At 68.2% G+C, this 17,261-nt stretch carries 14 protein-coding genes; 9 read left to right on the plus strand and 5 right to left on the minus strand.

The features are described from left to right. From Q8S30_RS11045 to Q8S30_RS11055, 3 genes are read left to right on the plus strand one after another with little or no spacing between them, the layout of a single operon-like run. Positions 1-954, plus strand: a complete 954-nt coding sequence (locus tag Q8S30_RS11045; RefSeq protein ID WP_305666077.1) for an alpha-E domain-containing protein — start codon at positions 1-3, stop codon at positions 952-954. Then, the gene (locus Q8S30_RS11050) at positions 951-1,763 is read left to right on the plus strand and encodes a transglutaminase family protein (protein ID WP_305666078.1); all 813 of its coding nucleotides are present in this window, start codon (positions 951-953) and stop codon (positions 1,761-1,763) included. The genes Q8S30_RS11045 and Q8S30_RS11050 overlap by 4 nt, the downstream gene beginning before the upstream one ends. A 60-nt stretch (positions 1,764-1,823) precedes the next feature. Next, entirely contained in the window at positions 1,824-2,549 is a 726-nt protein-coding gene (locus Q8S30_RS11055; protein ID WP_305666079.1) for a proteasome-type protease, read from the plus strand. A gap of 6 nt (positions 2,550-2,555) precedes the next feature. Here Q8S30_RS11055 and Q8S30_RS11060 read toward each other — a convergent pair whose 3' ends face one another. Together Q8S30_RS11060 and Q8S30_RS11065 are read right to left on the minus strand one after the other, a co-directional pair. Beyond that, the gene (locus tag Q8S30_RS11060) at positions 2,556-3,500 is read right to left on the minus strand and encodes an alpha/beta fold hydrolase (RefSeq protein WP_305666080.1); all 945 of its coding nucleotides are present in this window, start codon (positions 3,498-3,500) and stop codon (positions 2,556-2,558) included. Then, a complete protein-coding gene (locus tag Q8S30_RS11065) occupies positions 3,500-3,787 on the minus strand; it encodes an SCP2 sterol-binding domain-containing protein (protein WP_305666081.1) in 288 nt (95 codons plus the stop codon). Before Q8S30_RS11065 ends, Q8S30_RS11060 begins: the two co-directional genes overlap by 1 nt. 101 nt (positions 3,788-3,888) lie before the next feature. Between Q8S30_RS11065 and Q8S30_RS11070 the strand changes: the two genes are divergently transcribed. From Q8S30_RS11070 to Q8S30_RS11090, 5 genes are all read left to right on the plus strand, one after another. Beyond that, the gene (locus tag Q8S30_RS11070; RefSeq protein WP_305666082.1) at positions 3,889-4,413 is read left to right on the plus strand and encodes a tetratricopeptide repeat protein; all 525 of its coding nucleotides are present in this window, start codon (positions 3,889-3,891) and stop codon (positions 4,411-4,413) included. A gap of 13 nt (positions 4,414-4,426) precedes the next feature. Then, positions 4,427-7,552 (plus strand): helicase-related protein, encoded by a 3,126-nt coding sequence (locus Q8S30_RS11075; protein WP_305666083.1) that lies wholly within the window; start codon positions 4,427-4,429, stop codon positions 7,550-7,552. Positions 7,553-7,555: 3 nt separating this feature from the next. Next, positions 7,556-7,879 (plus strand): RNA-binding S4 domain-containing protein, encoded by a 324-nt coding sequence (locus Q8S30_RS11080; protein ID WP_305666084.1) that lies wholly within the window; start codon positions 7,556-7,558, stop codon positions 7,877-7,879. Positions 7,880-7,987: 108 nt separating this feature from the next. Beyond that, positions 7,988-8,326: a ferredoxin FdxA gene (gene fdxA / locus Q8S30_RS11085; protein WP_161346697.1), complete on the plus strand. Its 339-nt coding sequence runs from the start codon at positions 7,988-7,990 to the stop codon at positions 8,324-8,326. A gap of 328 nt (positions 8,327-8,654) precedes the next feature. Beyond that, the gene (locus Q8S30_RS11090) at positions 8,655-9,164 is read left to right on the plus strand and encodes a CarD family transcriptional regulator (protein WP_066814204.1); all 510 of its coding nucleotides are present in this window, start codon (positions 8,655-8,657) and stop codon (positions 9,162-9,164) included. 338 nt (positions 9,165-9,502) lie between these two features. Here the strand turns inward: Q8S30_RS11090 and Q8S30_RS11095 are convergent, their stop codons facing one another. Together Q8S30_RS11095 and Q8S30_RS11100 are read right to left on the minus strand one after the other, a co-directional pair. Further along, entirely contained in the window at positions 9,503-11,365 is a 1,863-nt protein-coding gene (locus Q8S30_RS11095; protein WP_305666085.1) for a monovalent cation:proton antiporter-2 (CPA2) family protein, read from the minus strand. 138 nt (positions 11,366-11,503) lie between these two features. Beyond that, positions 11,504-14,986, minus strand: coding sequence for a hypothetical protein (locus tag Q8S30_RS11100; protein ID WP_305666086.1), 3,483 nt, complete (start codon positions 14,984-14,986; stop codon positions 11,504-11,506). A 159-nt stretch (positions 14,987-15,145) separates the two neighbouring features. Here Q8S30_RS11100 and Q8S30_RS11105 point away from each other — a divergent pair, with 159 nt between their 5' ends. Then, the gene (locus tag Q8S30_RS11105) at positions 15,146-15,856 is read left to right on the plus strand and encodes an SIMPL domain-containing protein (protein WP_305666087.1); all 711 of its coding nucleotides are present in this window, start codon (positions 15,146-15,148) and stop codon (positions 15,854-15,856) included. A gap of 39 nt (positions 15,857-15,895) precedes the next feature. Here the strand turns inward: Q8S30_RS11105 and Q8S30_RS11110 are convergent, their stop codons facing one another. Then, positions 15,896-17,176 carry an O-acetylhomoserine aminocarboxypropyltransferase/cysteine synthase family protein gene (locus Q8S30_RS11110; protein WP_305666088.1) on the minus strand — a complete coding sequence of 427 codons (1,281 nt, stop codon included), beginning with the start codon at positions 17,174-17,176 and terminating at the stop codon, positions 15,896-15,898. Between the last annotated feature and the right edge of the window lie 85 nt (positions 17,177-17,261).

Below are 17,261 nucleotides of genomic sequence, written 5' to 3' on the forward strand. Positions count from 1 at the left end.
ATGCTGAGCCGGACCGCCGACAACCTGTTCTGGATTGCGCGTTATATGGAGCGCGCCGAAACCATGGCCCGCCTGCTGGAAGTGGGGGCGCGCATCGCGCTGCTGCCCTCGGCCGGGCACGGATACCGCAGCGAGTGGGACAGCCTGCTGCAAGCCTCGGGCACCGCCGCGGGCTTTGCCAAGAAATATGGCGATCCGGTGCAGCGCAACATCGAGAGCTATCTGTTCTTCGACCACGACAACTCCTCCTCGGTCGCTTACTGCATTAGCCGCGCCCGTGAAAACGCCCGCATCGTGCGCACCGCGCTGACGACGCAGGTGTGGGACGCGCTCAACACCGCCTTTCAGGAAATGCGCCAGCTGGAACGCACCCCGCGCTCGCAGCTGGAACTGTCGCGGCTGACGGAATGGACCATGCGCCATGCCGCCATGGTGCGCGGCGCCATCGACGCAACCTTGCTGCGCAACGATGGCTGGGATTTCCTTGGCCTTGGCTACAAGCTGGAGCGGGCCGACAACACCTCGCGGCTGATGGACGTGAAATACTACGTGCTGCTGCCGCGCGCCGATTACGTGGGCTCGGGTCTCGACAACTACCAATGGACCACGCTGCTGCGTGCGATGTCCTCGCACCGGGCGTTCCACTGGGCCTATGGCGGCGACATCACCGCCGGCAAGATCGCGCATTTCCTGATCCTGAACCCGCAATGCCCGCGCTCTCTGATCACCTCGATCGAGGGCGCGACCGGGCATCTGGACCGGCTGGCCAAGGCCTATCACACCACGACCGAGGCGCAGAGCCGGTCCCGCGCGCTGCTGGGGGAGCTGTCGGAGATGACGGTGGACGACATATTCGAGGAAGGCCTGCACGAATACCTCAGCCGGTTCATCGGCGATGTCGGCGAGGTCTCGCAGCTTGTCGGCGACATTTACCTCAGCGGGATAGCACGATGATCCTCACCGTCTCTCATACCAGCATCTACAGCTATGACGCCCCCGTGCGCGGCGCGGTGCAAAGCCTGCGGATGACGCCATCGGTCTGCGACGGACAGCGCGCGATCCGCTGGAATATCGAGGTTGTCGGCGGCACCCGCGGTGCCAGCTTCCGCGATGGCGCCGGGGATTGGGTCGAAGGCTGGTCGCTGCGCGGCCCGGTCAGCGAAATCACCGTGAAGGTCACGGGCGAGGTCGCTACCACCGACATGGCCGGCGTGCTGCGCGGCCATCGCGAGACGGTGCCGCCCGAATCCTACCTGCGTGAGACGGGCCCGACCCGGGCCGATTCCGGGCTGATGACGCTGGCGCAAGAGGCCGTCGCCGGCGCCACCGACGCGCTGGACCGCGCGCACCGTATCGCCGCCGCGATCAACGAGGCCATCGCCTACCGTCCCGGATCGACCGACGCCCATGGCACCGCCGCCGAGGCGCTGGCCCTGGGCGAGGGCGTCTGCCAGGACCACACCCACGCCATCATCGCCTGCGCCCGTTTCCTCGACATGCCGGCGCGCTACGTCTCGGGCTACCTGCATGCCGGGCAGGAGGGCACGCCGAACGAGGCCTCACACGCCTGGGCCGAGGTCTGGATCGACCGGCTGGGCTGGGTCGGCTTCGATGCCTCCAACGCCAACTGTCCCGATGCGCGCTACATCCGCCTCGGTTCGGGCTTCGATGCCGGCGATGCGGCGCCGATCCGGGGTGTGGCGCATGGACGCGTCGCCGAATCGCTGGATGTGACGGTTGCGGTCGAGGCCGTGCAGCAATAGGGTCGCAGCGGGGCGGAGCAGACCGGGATACTCCCGGAGACGGATTTTCGAGGCATTGAGATGACCTATTGTGTGGGCCTTCTGTTGAACGAAGGCATGGTGCTTCTGTCCGACACCCGGACCAATGCCGGGCTCGACAACATCGCGACCTACCGGAAGATGTTCATCTTCGAGGAGCCCGGCGAACGGGTGATCGCGATCCTGACAGCCGGCAGCCTGTCCGTGACCCAAACCACCATCGCCAGGCTGCGCGAGGCAATTGACGAACCCGATGCCGATGCCGGCCATTCGATCATGCTGGCGCCGACGATGCTGAAGGTGGCCGAGATCATCGGCAACACCCTCGCCTCGGTCCGGCAGGACATCGACGAGAAGATGACCGCCGCCAAGGTCAGCACCTCGGCCAGCATGATCGTGGCCGGTCAGCGGGCGGGCGGCGCGATGCGGATGTTCCTGATCTACCCGGAGGGCAATTTCATCGAGGCGACCGATGACACGCCCTTCCTGCAGATCGGCGAGCACAAATATGGCAAGCCGATTCTCGACCGGGTGGTGAAACCCGCCACCTCGATCTCCGAGGCGCAGAAGGCGGTGCTGCTGTCGATGGATTCGACGCTACGCTCAAACCTGTCGGTCGGGATGCCGCTGGATCTTGCCGTGATCGAGAAGGACGCCTGCCGGGTGACCGCCCGCCGCCGGATCGAAGCGGGCGACCCGCAGTTCAAGGAAATGAGCGAGGCCTGGTCGGTCGCGTTGCGCGAGAGCTTCACCCAGATCACGATCTGAGGGCGTTCAGCCCCCGGCCGCAAACAGCGTGGCGGCGCCGTTGTAGAAGCGGCGGCGCGCGGCTGGCGTTTCCATCATCATCTCATGTTCGGCACCGGGGATCACCTCCAGCCGTCCGCCCGGCCAGCGCGCTATGATGCTGCGGATGCGGCCCGTGTCGACCACCCGTTCATTGCCGCCCATGATACACAGGCAGGGCAGGGCGGGCGGCGGCATCGCCGCCAGCGCCCGCGTCTCGCGCAGCGCCTCCAGCAGCCAGTGCAGCGTCGGCCCACCAAGCGCGAGCTCGGGATGCGCGCGAAGCTGGCGCTGCATGAAGGCATACATCGCAGGATCGGTGGTCAGCACATTGCCGGGTGCCTCGGTTGCCAGCACATAGGTCACCGGGCCGGTGGTTGGCGCATAGACATGCCCGCGCCGCGCCATCCGCGCGCCGGTGCCGACTGCCCAGGCCAAGGGCCGCGCCGCCGCATGGATCTTGATCCCCCACATCGGGGCCGAGAACACGGCAGAGCGGACAGGCAGCCCTTCATGCAGGGCGCGCAGGCCGATGCTGCCGCCCATCGAATGCGCGATCAGATGGAACGGTTCGGGCAGGCCCGCCTCACGCGCGGCCGCGACCAGTTCGGGCACGTCGAGCTGATACTCACCAAACCGCCCGACATGCCCGCGGGCCGGGTCGGCCAGCGGTCGGTCGGCCAGCCCTTGTCCGCGCCAGTCGATGCAGGCCATCGCATAGCCGCGCGCGGCCAGCTCGCCCGCAGCGGGGCCGTATTTCTCGACATATTCCGTACGGCCGGGAAACAGCAGCACCGTCCCCTTCGCGCCGTCAAGCGGCCACAACGCCACCCGCACCCGCACGCCATCTGCGCAGGTCCGCCACAGCGCGATGCCCCCGGCGGGGGCATCGGCAATGTCTTCATGCAGCGGGGCGGGCTGGCCTGCGTCCATCAGGACAGCAGCGCGCCCAGTTGCATCGCCATGCCCATATTGCCATCGACGGCCAGCTTGCCGGTCATGAAGGCAGCTGTGGGGTTGGTGTCGCCGCTGAGGATGCCCTGAAACGTCTCGGCAGACGCGGTCAGCGTCACATCGGCATCGTCGTCGCCGGCGCGGGCGCCGTTGCCGTCGATCATGATGGCGCCTTCGCCCTCGATCACGAACTTGGCAATTCCGGCAAAGCCGTCCGACAGCCGGTCATTCAGTGCGGCCACGGCCGAGGTGATGATCTCGCTCATTCGCATCCTCCAAAAGTGATGGCCGGGCTCTCGCATTCCCCGGCGCATGCGTTACACTTGTCCATGTTATGCGTATTTTGACAGCCTTGCACAAATATGCCGTGACGGCAGGACTGGCCCTGCTTCTGGCGGGCCCGGTGGCTGCGCAAGTGGCAGACACCGAAGAGTTGCTGCGCGAACTTGCCGATCCCGCCACCGAGGATTGGCAGCGTGTCGAATCCGATCTGTTGCGCGAATGGTCGAAATCCGGCTCCCCCTCGATGGATCTGCTGCTGCAACGCGGGCAAGAGGCGCTGGAGGCGGGCGATCCGCTGGCGGCGCTGGAGCATCTGACGGCCCTGACCGACCATGCGCCGGATTTCGCCGAAGGCTGGAACCTGCGCGCGACGGCCTTCTTCGTCGCCGGCCAGTTCGGCCCGGCGCTGGAGGATATCCGCCAGACCCTCGCCCTGAATCCGCAGCACTATGGCGCGCTCGCGGGGCTTGGCATGATTCTCGAACAACTCGAACGCGAGGAGGACGCAGCGGCGGCCTATCGCGCGGCCCTTGCGGTCAACCCCCACCAGCCCGATCTGAACGAGGCGCTTACCCGGCTTGACCAGGCCACCGGGGGCACGGAACTCTAGGAGCCTTCGGATCATGGCGAGCGAGACGAGGATCACGGCGGTCCTCGGGCCGACCAACACTGGCAAGACCCATTATGCCATCGAGCGGATGCTGGCGCACCGCACGGGGGTGATCGGCTTGCCGCTGCGCCTGCTGGCGCGCGAGGTCTATGACCGCGTGGTGGAAAAGCGTGGCCCTTCGGTGGTAGCGCTGATCACCGGCGAAGAGCGGATCGTGCCCGAGCGCACCCAGTACTGGGTGTGTACGGTGGAGGCGATGCCCGAAGGAATCGGCGCCGATTTCGTGGCCATCGACGAGATCCAGCTGTGTGCGGACCCGGAGCGCGGGCATGTCTTCACCGACCGCCTGCTGCGCTCGCGCGGGCTGCTGGAGACGATGTTCCTGGGCAGCCACACCATGCGTGGGGCGATTGCGGCGCTGGTGCCGCGGGTGCAGTTCGTGGGGCGCGAGCGGTTTTCGACGCTGACCTATAATGGTTCGAAAAAGATAAGCCGGATGCCCCCACGCAGCGCCATAGTCGGGTTTTCGGTTGAAAATGTCTATGCCATCGCCGAACTGATCCGCCGCCAGAAGGGCGGCTGCGCGGTGGTCATGGGTGCGCTCAGCCCCCGCACCCGCAACGCGCAGGTGGCGCTCTATCAGAACGGCGACGTGGACTTCCTCGTCGCCACCGACGCCATAGGCATGGGCCTGAACCTCGACATCGGCCATGTCGCCTTCTCCGCCACCGCCAAGTTCGACGGCCGACGGATGCGGCACCTCTTCCCGCATGAGCTTGGCCAGATCGCAGGCCGCGCCGGCCGCCACACCCAGGCCGGCACCTTCGGCGTGACGGGCGAGGCGAGCGCGTTCGACGAAGACCTTGTGGACGCGCTGGAAAACCACCGTTTCGCCCCGATCAAGCGGCTCAGCTGGCGCAATTCGGCGCTGGAATTCGGCACCGTCGAAAAGCTCATCGCCTCGCTGGAAGCATCCACCAATGACGAATGGCTGACCCGCGCCCGCGAATCCGATGACGTGCTGGCGCTGAAAAGCCTGATCGAGGCCGGGGAGGTCCGCGGCCGAGTCACCGGCCCCAAAGACGTGAAGCTCCTGTGGGACGTTTGCCGCATCCCCGACTTCCGCGGCATCTCGGGCGCCGAACATGCCACCCTGCTGACGCGCATCTTCGGCTTCCTGCGCGACGATGGCCATGTGTCCGACGATTGGCTGGCAACGCAGATCAAACGCATCGACCGGACCGAGGGCGATATAGACGCATTGTCCAAACGATTGGCGTTTATCCGCACATGGACCTACATCGCGCAGCGCAAAGGCTGGGTTTCCGACGAAAGCCATTGGCGCGGCGAGACGCGCGGGGTAGAAGACCGCCTGTCGGATGCGCTGCACGGTGCCCTGACCCAGCGTTTCGTGGACCGGCGCACCAGCGTATTGCTGCGGCGGCTCAAGCAGAAGGAGAGCCTTGTGGCCGAGGTTAACGACAAGGGCGAAGTGACGGTCGAGGGCGAGTTCGCCGGCCGTCTCGAAGGTTTCCGCTTCCAGCAGGACGCAAGCTCGTCCCCCGATGCGGCGCGCACGCTGCGGCAGGCGGCCTATGAATCGCTGCGCCCCGAGTTCAGCCTGCGGGCCGACCGCTTCTACAACGCGCCCGATACGGAGCTGGATTTCACCGAACAGGGCGGCCTGATGTGGGGCAGCACCGCGGTGGGCAAACTGGTCAAGGGCGCCGATGTGCTCAAGCCCGGTGTCGAGGCGTTTGTGGATGAAGAGGCTGGCACCGACGTGACCGAGAAGGTCAAGCGGCGGCTCCAGCACTTCATCGACCGCAAGACCAGCACCCTGTTCGAGCCGCTGCTGGCGATGAGCCGGGATGAGACGCTGACCGGGCTGGCCCGCGGCTTTGCCTTCCGGCTGGTGGAATCGTTGGGAGTGATCCCGCGCGAGACCGTGTCCGGCGAGGTGAAGGAGCTGGATCAGGAAGCCCGCTCCGCCCTGCGCAAGCATGGCGTGCGCTTTGGCCAGTACACGATTTTCCAGCAGGCACTGCTGAAACCGGCCCCGACTCGGCTGCGGCTGGTGCTGTGGAGCCTTGCCAACAACCTTGACGAGTTTCCGCAAAGCCCGCCCCCCGGGCTGGTGACGATCCCGAACATTCAGGACGTGCCGAAGACCTATTACACCCTGTCGGGCTACCACCCCGCAGGCACCCGCGCGATCCGCATCGACATGCTCGAACGGCTCGCGGACCTGCTGCGCGCCAAGGACAGCCGCGCCGGCTTCGAGGCGACGGCCGACATGCTGTCGATCACCGGCATGACACTGGAGCAGTTCGCCGACCTGATGGGCGGCCTCGGCTACAAGGGCGAGAAGGCCGAGCGCGCGAAGGGGAAACCCGAGGTGAAGGCGGAGGCCAAGGTGGAGGCGAAGGCGGAGGCTCCGGCCGCTGCGGAGCCTGTGGCCGAAGCTGCGCCCGAGGCCGCTCCGGCCGAGGCGCCTGAGCCCGGCACCCAGTCCGGTGCCGAGGCTGCGGCAGAGACCTCTCCCGAGGCTGTCGAGGCCGCGGCGGAGGAGCTGGGAGCGGAGCCTGTTGCTGAACCGGTTGCAGAGCCTGTCGCCGAGCCGGAAGCGGCTGCCGAACCCACCGCCAACCCGATTCCCGAGGGCGAATCGGCCGCTCCGGCGGCGGAGCTGGAAAGTTACTACACGTTCACTTGGGCCCCGCGTCCGCGCGGCAACCGCGGCGAGCCGCGGGGCGAGCGTGGTCCGCGCCGCGAGGGTGCTGCCCCGCAAGGCCAGCGCCGCGAGGCTGCCGCTCCGGGTGCTGCACCGACTGGCGATCGTGCGCCGCGCGAAAAGCGCGAGCCGCGGCCTCAAGGTGATCGTCCGCAAGGGGATCGGCCTCAGGGAGATCGTCCCCAAGGCGACCGTCCTCAGGGCGACCGCCCCCGCGGCGAGGGCAAGCCGCGCGAGGACCGCCACGGCGGCAAGCCCGCGGGCAAGTATGGCGACAAGGGCGGCAAGCCCCGCAGCCGCGAGGAAGACCGTCCCCGCAGCTATGAGGCGCGCCCGCCCAAAGAGCAGAAGATCGACCCGGACAACCCCTTCGCCATTCTGGCAGCCTTGCGCGACCGGAAGTAACCCTTGCCAGAGGCGCGGCTGACGCTTCGTCTCGACAAATGGCTGGTCTTCGCCCGGTTGGCGCGGACCCGGGGCACGGCGGCTGCGCTGATCGAAGCGGGGCACTTGCGGGTCAATGGCCAGCGGGTGCTGCGCCCGGCGCATCAGGTGGGGAAGGGGGACACCCTGACCCTGCCGCTGGGGCCCCGGGTGCGACTGCTGCGGATCCTCGCTTGCGGCACCCGCCGCGGCCCGGCCGCCGAGGCGGCCGCGCTCTACCTGGACCTTGACGCGCCTCAGGAAACGCCTGTGCCGCGCCAGCCCGAAGGCCCGGAACACGCGTCCTGATCCGTGCCCGAACGCCGCAGCGCCCGTCTTTCCTGCGCAGCCGCGCTTGATCCCTGCCGCGGCGCCGGATAACACCCCTGAAAAGCCAGAGCTTCGTGAAGGCCCGCCATGACCTATGTCGTCACCGACAACTGCATCGCCTGCAAATACACCGACTGTGTTGAGGTCTGTCCGGTGGACTGCTTCTACGAAGGTGAGAACACGCTGGTGATCCACCCCGACGAATGCATCGATTGCGGGGTCTGCGAGCCGGAATGCCCCGCCGATGCCATCCGCCCCGATACCGAGCCGGACATGGACAAGTGGGTGGAATTCAACCGGAAATACTCCGAGATGTGGCCGGTCATCACGCAGAAGCGCGATCCCTTGCCCGAGGCGGCCGAGCGCGATGGCGAGAGCGGCAAGCTGGAGAAATACTTCAGCGAAGCACCGGGCCAGGGCGACTGAGTCGCAACGATTCGGGCCGAGTCGCGGGGGCCGGTACGGGTTTGGGCTTGGCGCGCTGTTGCACAGCACCCTGCAGGGGCTTGAGATTCCACGCACTCCTGCCGCCGCTTGGGCGCGTGTAAACTCATTTTCCGCGCCGCTTTGAAATCGCGGAATTTTCTGCTATATTTCCTTCACAATGGACCTGGATACCTGACACCATCCGCGGCGCTGCTCGCCCGTGAGGTGGTTTCTCAGCGCCAAAATGAAGTTGATTGCGGGGGCCATCGCGCCGCCGCGGTGGGATTTCTTGGCTTTGAGGCATGGTGCCGTGCAAGGAAACGACTGAATGACCAAGACCAAGAAATCCGATTTCCGCCCCAACGACTTCGTCGTCTACCCGGCGCATGGCGTCGGCAAGATCATGTCGATCGAAGAGCAGGAGATCGCCGGCCTGAAGCTGGAACTGTTCGTCATCTCGTTCGAAAAGGACAAGATGACCCTGCGCGTGCCGACCCACAAGGCGACCGAGATCGGGATGCGCTCGCTCTCGACCCCCGACGTGGTGACCCGCGCGCTGGAGACGCTGAAGGGCAAGGCCAAGGTCAAGCGGGCGATGTGGTCGCGCCGGGCGCAGGAATATGAACAGAAGATCAACTCCGGCGACCTGATGGCGATTGCCGAGGTGGTCCGCGACCTGCACCGCACCGACGACCAGCGCGAGCAGTCCTATTCCGAGCGCCAGCTGTATGAAGCGGCGCTGGAACGTCTGACCCGCGAAGTCGCCGCCGTGTCGGGCGTGGACGAGGCCGGCGCCGCGAAGAAGGTCGATGACGTGCTGGTTTCGCGCGCCGCCTGAGGGTTGCGGACTAGAGATAAGAGGGCCGCGGGGCGATCCGCGGCCCTTTCTGTTTCTCGGCTTCGCATCGGTCGGTGTGGGCGGGAACAGGCGAGGCATTGCCTCGCCCCGCTCGCGCGAGACCTGTCCACCAGAGCCGCTGGCATCAGAGACCGACTGAGGCCAGCCAGACCTGGCGGGCGAGAAGCGCCCGCCAGGTCGGGGCGGGCGCTGGCCGGGCCCTTTGGGGCCTGTGCAGGTTGAAAGGTCGCGGCGTGGCGAAGGCGATGGCCTTTGCCAAGGAGAGCAGGGCAGGGAGAAACCAAGTGGCGCCAGCGGCACCGCCCCGGCACTCCCTCTCACCCCGCCTTCTTCTGCCCCTCCTGCGCCGCGAAATGTTCCGTCAGCGCCGCTTCCAGATCGCGGCTCAGCTCCTGGCTGCGGGCGAGGTATTCGGCATTCTCCTCAACCGGGATCCCCGGCTTCCAGACCTGCGCCAGATCTCGCACGGCCGCCCGGTCGAGCTTGAAGAAGATCCGCTCGGCCTCGGCGGCCTCGAAATCCGACAGGCCCGAGTTTTCCAGCACATAGCGCGCCGCCCGCAGGCTGCTGTCGAACAACTCGCGCACGATGTCATTGGCCCCGGCCTTGTAGAGCTCGAACACATGCACCCGGTCGCGGGCGCGGGCGATGATGTGCAGGTCGGGCCGCATCCGCCGCGCATAGCTGACCAGCCGGATCGCCGCCTCTTTGTTATCAAGGCACACCACCAGGATCCGCGCCTTCTCCAGCCCCGCCGCTTTCAGCAGTTCGGGCCGGGTCGGATCGCCGAAATAGCCCTTGAAGCCGAATTTCCGCATCAGCCGGATGGTGGCAAGGTCATGGTCCAGCACCGTGGTCTTGAAGCCAGACATGGTGACCATCCGGTTCACCACCTGCCCAAAGCGGCCGATGCCGGCGATGATGATCGGCTCTGGCGCGTCGATGTCATCGGCCTTGACGGGCTCGGCGCTGTCGGTCAGGCGGCGGGCAAGGTAGTCGTGCAAGATGAAGAACAGCGGCGTCAGCAGCATCGACAGCGCCACCACCATCATCAGCACCTGCGCCGTGCCGCTTGGCAAGATCCGCTGGCCGAGCGCGAAGGAGATCAGCACGAAGCCGAATTCCCCCGCCTGCGCCAGCCCCAGCGTGAACAGCCAGCGGTCGCGCCCGTGGATCCCGAAGATCCGCGCCAGCACGTATAGCACCGCGCCCTTGGCCCCCATCAGTGCCAGCGTCAGTCCGATCAGCTGCGCAGGCGCGCTGAACAGCAGGCCCGTATCGATCCCGGCGCCAACGGTGATGAAGAACAGCCCCAGCAGCAGCCCCTTGAAGGGCGCAATGTCCGACTCCAGCTCGTGCCGGAACTCCGAGTTCGCCAGCACCACCCCTGCCAGGAAGGTGCCAAGCGCCGGTGACAGGCCCACCAGCGTCATCAGCGAGGCGATGCCCACGACAATCGCCAGCGCCAGGGCGGTATTGATCTCGCGCAGCCGCGCGGCATGGACCCAGTGGAAGGCCGGGCGGATCAGGTAATGCCCCGCCAGCACCACCGCCGCCACCGCGCCAAGCGTCACCAGCGTGACGCCCCAGCCGGGCAGGCTCTGGATCATGCTGACCGCAGCATGTTCCCCATGCGCGGCATCGGCCTGCGCCAGCGCCCGTGCGCCGGGCAGCGCCAGCAGCGGCAGCAGCGCCAGCATCGGGATCACAGCAATATCCTGCGTCAGCAGCACCGCAAAGGTGGACCGCCCGCCCGCCGTCTGCATCAGCCGCTTTTCATCCAGCGTCTGCAGCACGATAGCGGTCGAGGACAGCGCAAGGATCGCCCCCACCGCCAACGCCACCCGCCACTCCTGCCCGAAGGCCAGCAGCAGGGCGGCGACCAGCAGCATGGTGCCCACCACCTGCAGCCCGCCAAGCCCGACCAGCTTGTCGCGCATTGCCCAGAGCGCCCGCGGCTCCAGCTCCAGCCCGATCAGGAACAGCATCATCACCACGCCGAATTCGGCAAAATGCTGAAGGTCGGCCATTTCCGATCCGACCAACCCCAGCACCGGGCCGATCACCACGCCCGCCAGCAGATATCCCAGCACCGAGCCGAGCCCGAGCCGCGAGGCAATCGGCACGGCGATCACCATCGCGATCAGGTAGAGCGTGGCCTGGAAAAGGAAGGCGTCCATGTCGGTCCGGTCAATGAATTTGCAAGGCCCGGGGCGGGATGCCGGTACAGCTTAGGCGGGGTGCCGTTTGATTGCCAGCCGCCAACAGGCGCGGCGGCGGGCTAGTTTCGCATCATTTGACGGGGTGCGCCGGTGAGATCAACTTTGCTGGAGCATCCGCAGCACATGGGTGCGCCCGCCCTTGACGTAGGTCAGCTGCCCCTCGCCGATGGCGGTGACCTGCCCGCCATCGATCCGGTCGCCGATCTTCACGCGCAACATCCGCCCGTTGGATAGCCGCACAAGTGCCCGGCGGCTGGAGGACGCCCCATAGACCCCGATCAGGTTGATCTCGCGCAGCGAGATCGCGCCCGAGATGGTGGCCTGCTTGGCGACAGAGGCGGTGGTCGGGATGCTGGGCGCCGCCGCGATGGGTTCGGGCTCGTCCATCTCCTCGGGTTCGGGCGCCGGGGCCACCGCCGCCTGCCGCGTTGGCGCGGCGGCGGGGGCGACCGGGGCGGGTGCGGCCTGCGGGGGCGGGGCCGCAGCGGCAACCACTGGCGCCGTGGTGGCGGCCATTGCCAGCGCCGCCTCGATCCCCTGCGAGAAGTCCTGCGGCCGGCTCAGCGGCTTGCGAGAGCTGGTGACGGCACTGGGGGTGGCGCTGGCAAGCTCTGCCTGCAGCGCCGCCATCTCGGCCGCGCGCGCCTCTTCGGCGCTGCGGGCGGCCGCGGCGGCGGCAACGGCGACGGTGCTGGCCGCGCGCGGCTTGAACGGGGCCAGCGCCGGATCAGCGGCCAGCGGAACGCTCAGCGCTGCGCCGTCGCCGGGGTCCGCCGCCGGGGTGGCTTCGGGTGCGGCCTCGGCGGGCACTTCGAGCGTGGCAGGGCGCGGCAGCGGCTTTCTGCCCTCCAAAGCAGGATCGGGGACAGAGCCTTCGGGTTCCGCCGCAGCCTCTTGCGGTGCGTCAGCCTCTGCCGCAGCCTCAACGACTGCAGCCGGTCGCGTGGGCGGCACCCGTGCCGGGGCGCCCTCGACCACAGTCACGCCTTCGGGGGTCAGCGCGCCATCCGGGGTGGCGACGATCAGGCCGTTCTCGCCGAACTGGAAGCCCGTGCCATAGGGCAGGGGCGGTTGCGGCGGGGCGGGCAGGGCGTCTGCTGTCAGCGTAGCGGTCTCGGGCAGGCCCTCGGCGCTGCGCGTCGTCACAGCGGGGTCGGCGGGGCGGGGCGGCAGGCCTTCTTCGGCATCCGGCACCGGGCCACCAGCCACCGCGGCCGGTACGTCTGGCGCGGCGGTGGCGATGTCTGCGGCGGCGAGCCCATTGGCCAGATCGCCAGCCGCACCAACGCCGGCCGCGGCAATCGCGGCGGCAGCGGCGGCATCGGGCGCGGCGGCGTTGCCGGACACCGGCGCCTCCTCGGGGGTGGCCGCCAGATCCTCGGCCAGTTGCTCAGCCAGAGTGTTCGCAGCCAAACCGTCCTCTGCCGGACCGTCTGCCAATTCGGGCGGCACATCCTCTGGAAGATCGACCGGCAGGTCCGTCGGCGCCTCGGCCATGTCGTCCGCGGTGCCTTCCGGCATCTCCATCGCCTCGAGCCCGCCATCGGCGGCAATCTCGGCCTCGGTCATCGCATCGGCCTCGATGGCATCGACGGTCGGCACATCTTCGAAGGCCGGTGTTTCGGCCAGCGCTTCGACGGCGGTGGTGCGGATCGGCGCGGCGGCCAAGGGCTCGGAAGCCGGCGCCTCGGCCGTGGGGGTGCCGTCCAGCAGGCTGGACCACAGCGCAACGGCCAGCATGAGGAACACCAGCACCGCCGTCAGGATCAGGCCCATATAGCGAGGCTTGCCACGCACCGGCGCCGCGCGGCGCGCGCCAAAGACCGTCAACGCCTCGGCTTCGGACCCGGTGCGGACTCGTGGCGCGGCGGGGCCCGGCGTCACATCGACGCGGCGGCTGGTCCCGCGGGCGGTCTTGGCGGCCTTGGCCATCTTCCCGGCGGCGATCACCGCCTTGCCAAGGCCCGAGGCGCGGGCGCGCGTCCGGCTGGCGGGGTCCGGCTTCGGCTCGGGCCGCGGGTCAGCGGCAATGCCAAGCCGCGGCGAGATGACCGAGCCTGCGCCACCGGCCAGTGGCTTGGCCGGACTGGCGCGCCCCGGTTCGGCCGCCGCCGCGCCAAGGCGCAGGCGTGGGCCGGGCATTGCGGGTGACAGCGTTGCCGCTGCGGCAAAGGGGGTCAGCACGCCATCGGCGTCGATCTCGGGGCGGGGCGGGGCGGGCTCGCCCGCGTCCTCTGCCTCATCCTCGACCGCAAGGAAGGGGGCCTCGTCGGATTCGTCCGCCGCCGCCGGGTCATTTGCGATGTCAGCCTCGGGCTCGTCTTGAACCGGCGCCTCGACCTCGGCCTCTTGCTCTGCAAGGGGCGCCTCGACCGAGGTCTCATCCGCTCCGCCGAAGTCCCCCTCGGCAGAGGGCGCGTTCTCTGTTGCGAGCGCTTCAGGCTCGTCCGGCGCGCTTGCGACAAACCCGAAGCTGGCCTGCCGCGCAAGGGCTGCAGCGGCATCCGCCTCGGCCTGGGCTGCCGCCTCGCGGTCGCGCCGTTCTGCGCGGGCCCGGCGCCGTTCGGCGCGCGCGTCGGTCCCTGCTCCGGGCGCTTCCGGCGCGGTGTCGGATGCCTCGGACGGTGTCTCGAGCGCTTCGGGCGCAAGCGGCAGTTCGGGCATCGCGTCTGCGGAAGGCTCCCCGGCCGGTTCGGCCAGAGGCGCTTCGACCACCGATTCTTCGCCCAGGTCGGTCGCATCGGCCGGCAGTGCCTCGGATGCGTCAGCGGTGCTGTCTTCGGCCGGCTCTGCAAAAGCAGGCCCGGCGCTTCCGGCGTCCGTTTCCTCTGCCGCGGCATCCACGGCCACCTCGGCCGCGTCGTCTCCCGGCATCTCTGGCGCAGCGAGGGCCGTCGTGACGATATCCTCGTCGCCCGCCTGCGCAACCTCCGCGGCCAACACGGCGTCTTGCGCGGTTTCCCCCACAGCCTCGGCCACCTCGTCAGCCATCACCTCCGCCACGCTGGCAGCGACAAGGCGGGACAGGTCGGCATCGCCGGCAATCCGCACCGGATCCTGATCGCGCACCAGCCGCTCGCCCTCGGGGATATAGCTGCGGGCCTTCGCGGTCTGGCCAAAGAACGGCTCGCCGGCAAAGCTGCCATCCTCGGGCATCGCCACGAAGGAGACCGGGTTGAACCGATGCTCCTGCGCGAAGGCCTCGGCCTCCTCCAGCGTTTCGCGCGCGACGACGGCCACGTTCACCCGCCCGCCAGTACCCGACCAGTCGAAGACCAGATCCTCGGCGGCATAGGGGGTGCGCCCTTCCAGCGCGCGGGCGATCTGCCGGCGGCGGTTGGCGGCGTCCGGCCCCGGCGCCTCGACCGCCGTATACAATATCTGCGAGGCGGGCAGGATCAGCTTGGTCGCAAAGCCCCGTGGCGCAAGGCCAAGCGCGGTCTTGCGCAGGTAGCCAAGGGCAGCCGGCACATCGGGATCGTCCAGCGCCACGGCCCCGACCAGCAGCCAGCCGCGGGAGGTGCGGTGCAGCAGGCTGATACCGTCGGGCGAAAGGTTCAGGGCAAAAGCTGGTTTCATTCCATGGCTCTGGCTGGGGGCGAGGCCCGGGAAAGGCGGTGCCGCAGGCGTCCCCTGTCCTACAGCAGGTTTTCGCACATGTGAAGGAAAACGGCCCCATGGCGGCTTGCGATGCGCAGCAACACGCCCAATGTGATGCCAGTCAAACCGGAGGACAGAATGCGCATTTTCAACGTGGTTGCGATGGCCCTGGCACTCGGCGCGGGGGCCGGTGCCCCGGCGCTGGCACAGGCCGATGAGGGTCACATCACCGTGACCGGCAATGGCAGCGCCGAGGCGGCGCCGGACATGGCATCCGTCAGCCTCGGCGTGGTGACCGAGGCGGCAACGGCAGCCGAGGCGATGGCGGCAAACTCTGCCGCGCTGGCCGAGGTGATGGCCACCCTGACCGGCGCGGGCATCGAGGCGCGCGACATCCAGACGAGCGGCCTGAGCCTGAACCCGGCCTATGAGGACAACTATCAGGGCGGCCCCGAGGGCCCGAAGGTGCGCGGCTTCATCGCGCAGAACAACGTGACCGTTCGGGTGCGGGCGCTGGACAGCCTTGGCGGGGTGCTCGACGCTGCCGTGGGGCAGGGCGCGAACAACCTCTATGGCCTGAGCTTCGGCCTGCAGGAACCGGAGCCGAAGATGGACGACGCCCGCCGCGATGCCATCGCCGATGCCCGCCGCAAGGCAGAGCTTTACGCTCTGGCCGCAGGGGTGACGCTGGGGGAGGTCGTCTCGATCTCGGAGCAGGTCAACTATGGCGGCCCGATGCCCGAGATGCGGGCGGCGAGCTTTGCCAAGGATTCCGGCGTGCCGGTGGCCGAGGGCGAGCTGAGCCTGACCGCCTCTGTCACAGTGGTCTATGACCTGAACGACGACTGACGGAATGGCCCGCCCCTGTCATGGGGGCGGGCCAACCTCTCAGGCGGTTGCGGCCGCCAGCGCCTGATCCAGATCGGCGATCAGGTCTTCGACATTCTCGATGCCGATCGACAGCCGCACCACGTTGGGCGCCGCACCCGCGGCCTGCTGCTGCTCTGGCGTCAGCTGACGGTGGGTGGTCGAGGCGGAGTGGATCACCAGGCTGCGGGTGTCGCCCAGGTTCGCCACATGGCTGAACAGCTGCAGCGCATCGACCAGCTTGACGCAAGCCTCGTACCCGCCCTTCACCGCGAAGGTGAACAGCGCGCCGGCGCCCTTCGGGCAGATCTTCTCGACCCGGCCATTCCACGGCGAGGAGGCAAGGCCGGCATAGGTGACGAAGTCCACCCGTGGATCGTTCTCCAGCCACTCCGCCACCACCTTGGCATTGGCGACATGCTTCTCCATCCGCAGGCTCAGCGTCTCGATCCCCATCAGCGTGTAATGCGCCGCTTGCGGGTTCATGGTCATGCCCAGATCGCGCAGGCCAATGGCGATGGAGTGGAAGGTGAAGGCCATCCCGCCAAGCGCCTCGTGGAACTTCAGCCCGTGATAGGCCGGTTCCGGCGCCGAGAGTGACGGGAACTTGCCCGAGGCCGACCAGTCGAAGGTGCCCGCATCGACAATCGCGCCGCCGGTGACGGTGCCATTCCCGGTCAGGTATTTCGTGGTCGAATGCACCACCAGCGTCGCGCCATGCTCGATGGGGCGGCACAGGTACGGGCTGGCAAGGGTGTTGTCCACGATCAGCGGGATGCCGGCCTTGTCCGCAATCTTGGCGATAGCCGGCAGGTCGGTGACATAGCCGCCGGGGTTGGAGATCGATTCGCAGAACACCGCGCGGGTATCATCGTCGATGGCGGCGGCGACCGCGGCCTCGTCATCGAAATCGACGAAGCGCGCCGACCAGCCGAAGCGTTTGAAGGTCTGGCTGAACTGGGTGATGGTGCCGCCGTAAAGCCTGGTCGAGGCGACGATGTTCAGCCCCGGCCCCATCAGCGGGAACAGCGCCATGATCTGCGCCGCGTGGCCCGAGGAGCAGCAGACCGCCCCGACCCCGCCCTCCAGCGCCGCAATCCGGTTCGCCAGCGCGGACACGGTCGGGTTGGTCAGGCGCGAGTAGATATAGCCCACCTCCTGCAACCCGAACAGGGCCGCGGCGTGATCCGCATCGCGGAACACATAGGCCGTGGTCTGGTAGATCGGCACCTGCCGGGCGCCGGTGGCCGGATCGGGCGCCGTGCCCGCGTGAACCTGAAGTGTGTCAAAGCCTTGGGTCATGCCGTCTCTCCTCCCGTCATCCGCACCGCGGACCATTTCGGCGGCAGGCTAGGGGAAGCCGGGGCAGCGCGCAACGGCGGGGAGG

Source organism: Frigidibacter sp., from assembly GCF_030695035.1.
In the GTDB taxonomy this organism is placed as follows: domain Bacteria; phylum Pseudomonadota; class Alphaproteobacteria; order Rhodobacterales; family Rhodobacteraceae; genus Frigidibacter.

Excerpts from the sequence above, each read along its gene's own strand:
- Q8S30_RS11060 (WP_305666080.1), bottom strand. The coding sequence starts at position 3,500 with ATGGACGCAGGCCAGCCCGCCCCGCTGCATGAAGACATTGCCGATGCC.
- Q8S30_RS11105 (WP_305666087.1), top strand. The coding sequence starts at position 15,146 with ATGCGCATTTTCAACGTGGTTGCGATGGCCCTGGCACTCGGCGCGGGG.
- Q8S30_RS11050 (WP_305666078.1), top strand. The coding sequence starts at position 951 with ATGATCCTCACCGTCTCTCATACCAGCATCTACAGCTATGACGCCCCC.
- Q8S30_RS11075 (WP_305666083.1), top strand. The coding sequence starts at position 4,427 with ATGGCGAGCGAGACGAGGATCACGGCGGTCCTCGGGCCGACCAACACT.
- Q8S30_RS11100 (WP_305666086.1), bottom strand. The coding sequence starts at position 14,986 with ATGAAACCAGCTTTTGCCCTGAACCTTTCGCCCGACGGTATCAGCCTG.
- Q8S30_RS11055 (WP_305666079.1), top strand. The coding sequence starts at position 1,824 with ATGACCTATTGTGTGGGCCTTCTGTTGAACGAAGGCATGGTGCTTCTG.
- Q8S30_RS11110 (WP_305666088.1), bottom strand. The coding sequence starts at position 17,176 with ATGACCCAAGGCTTTGACACACTTCAGGTTCACGCGGGCACGGCGCCC.
- Q8S30_RS11065 (WP_305666081.1), bottom strand. The coding sequence starts at position 3,787 with ATGAGCGAGATCATCACCTCGGCCGTGGCCGCACTGAATGACCGGCTG.
- Q8S30_RS11045 (WP_305666077.1), top strand. The coding sequence starts at position 1 with ATGCTGAGCCGGACCGCCGACAACCTGTTCTGGATTGCGCGTTATATG.
- Q8S30_RS11095 (WP_305666085.1), bottom strand. The coding sequence starts at position 11,365 with ATGGACGCCTTCCTTTTCCAGGCCACGCTCTACCTGATCGCGATGGTG.
- fdxA (WP_161346697.1), top strand. The coding sequence starts at position 7,988 with ATGACCTATGTCGTCACCGACAACTGCATCGCCTGCAAATACACCGAC.
- Q8S30_RS11090 (WP_066814204.1), top strand. The coding sequence starts at position 8,655 with ATGACCAAGACCAAGAAATCCGATTTCCGCCCCAACGACTTCGTCGTC.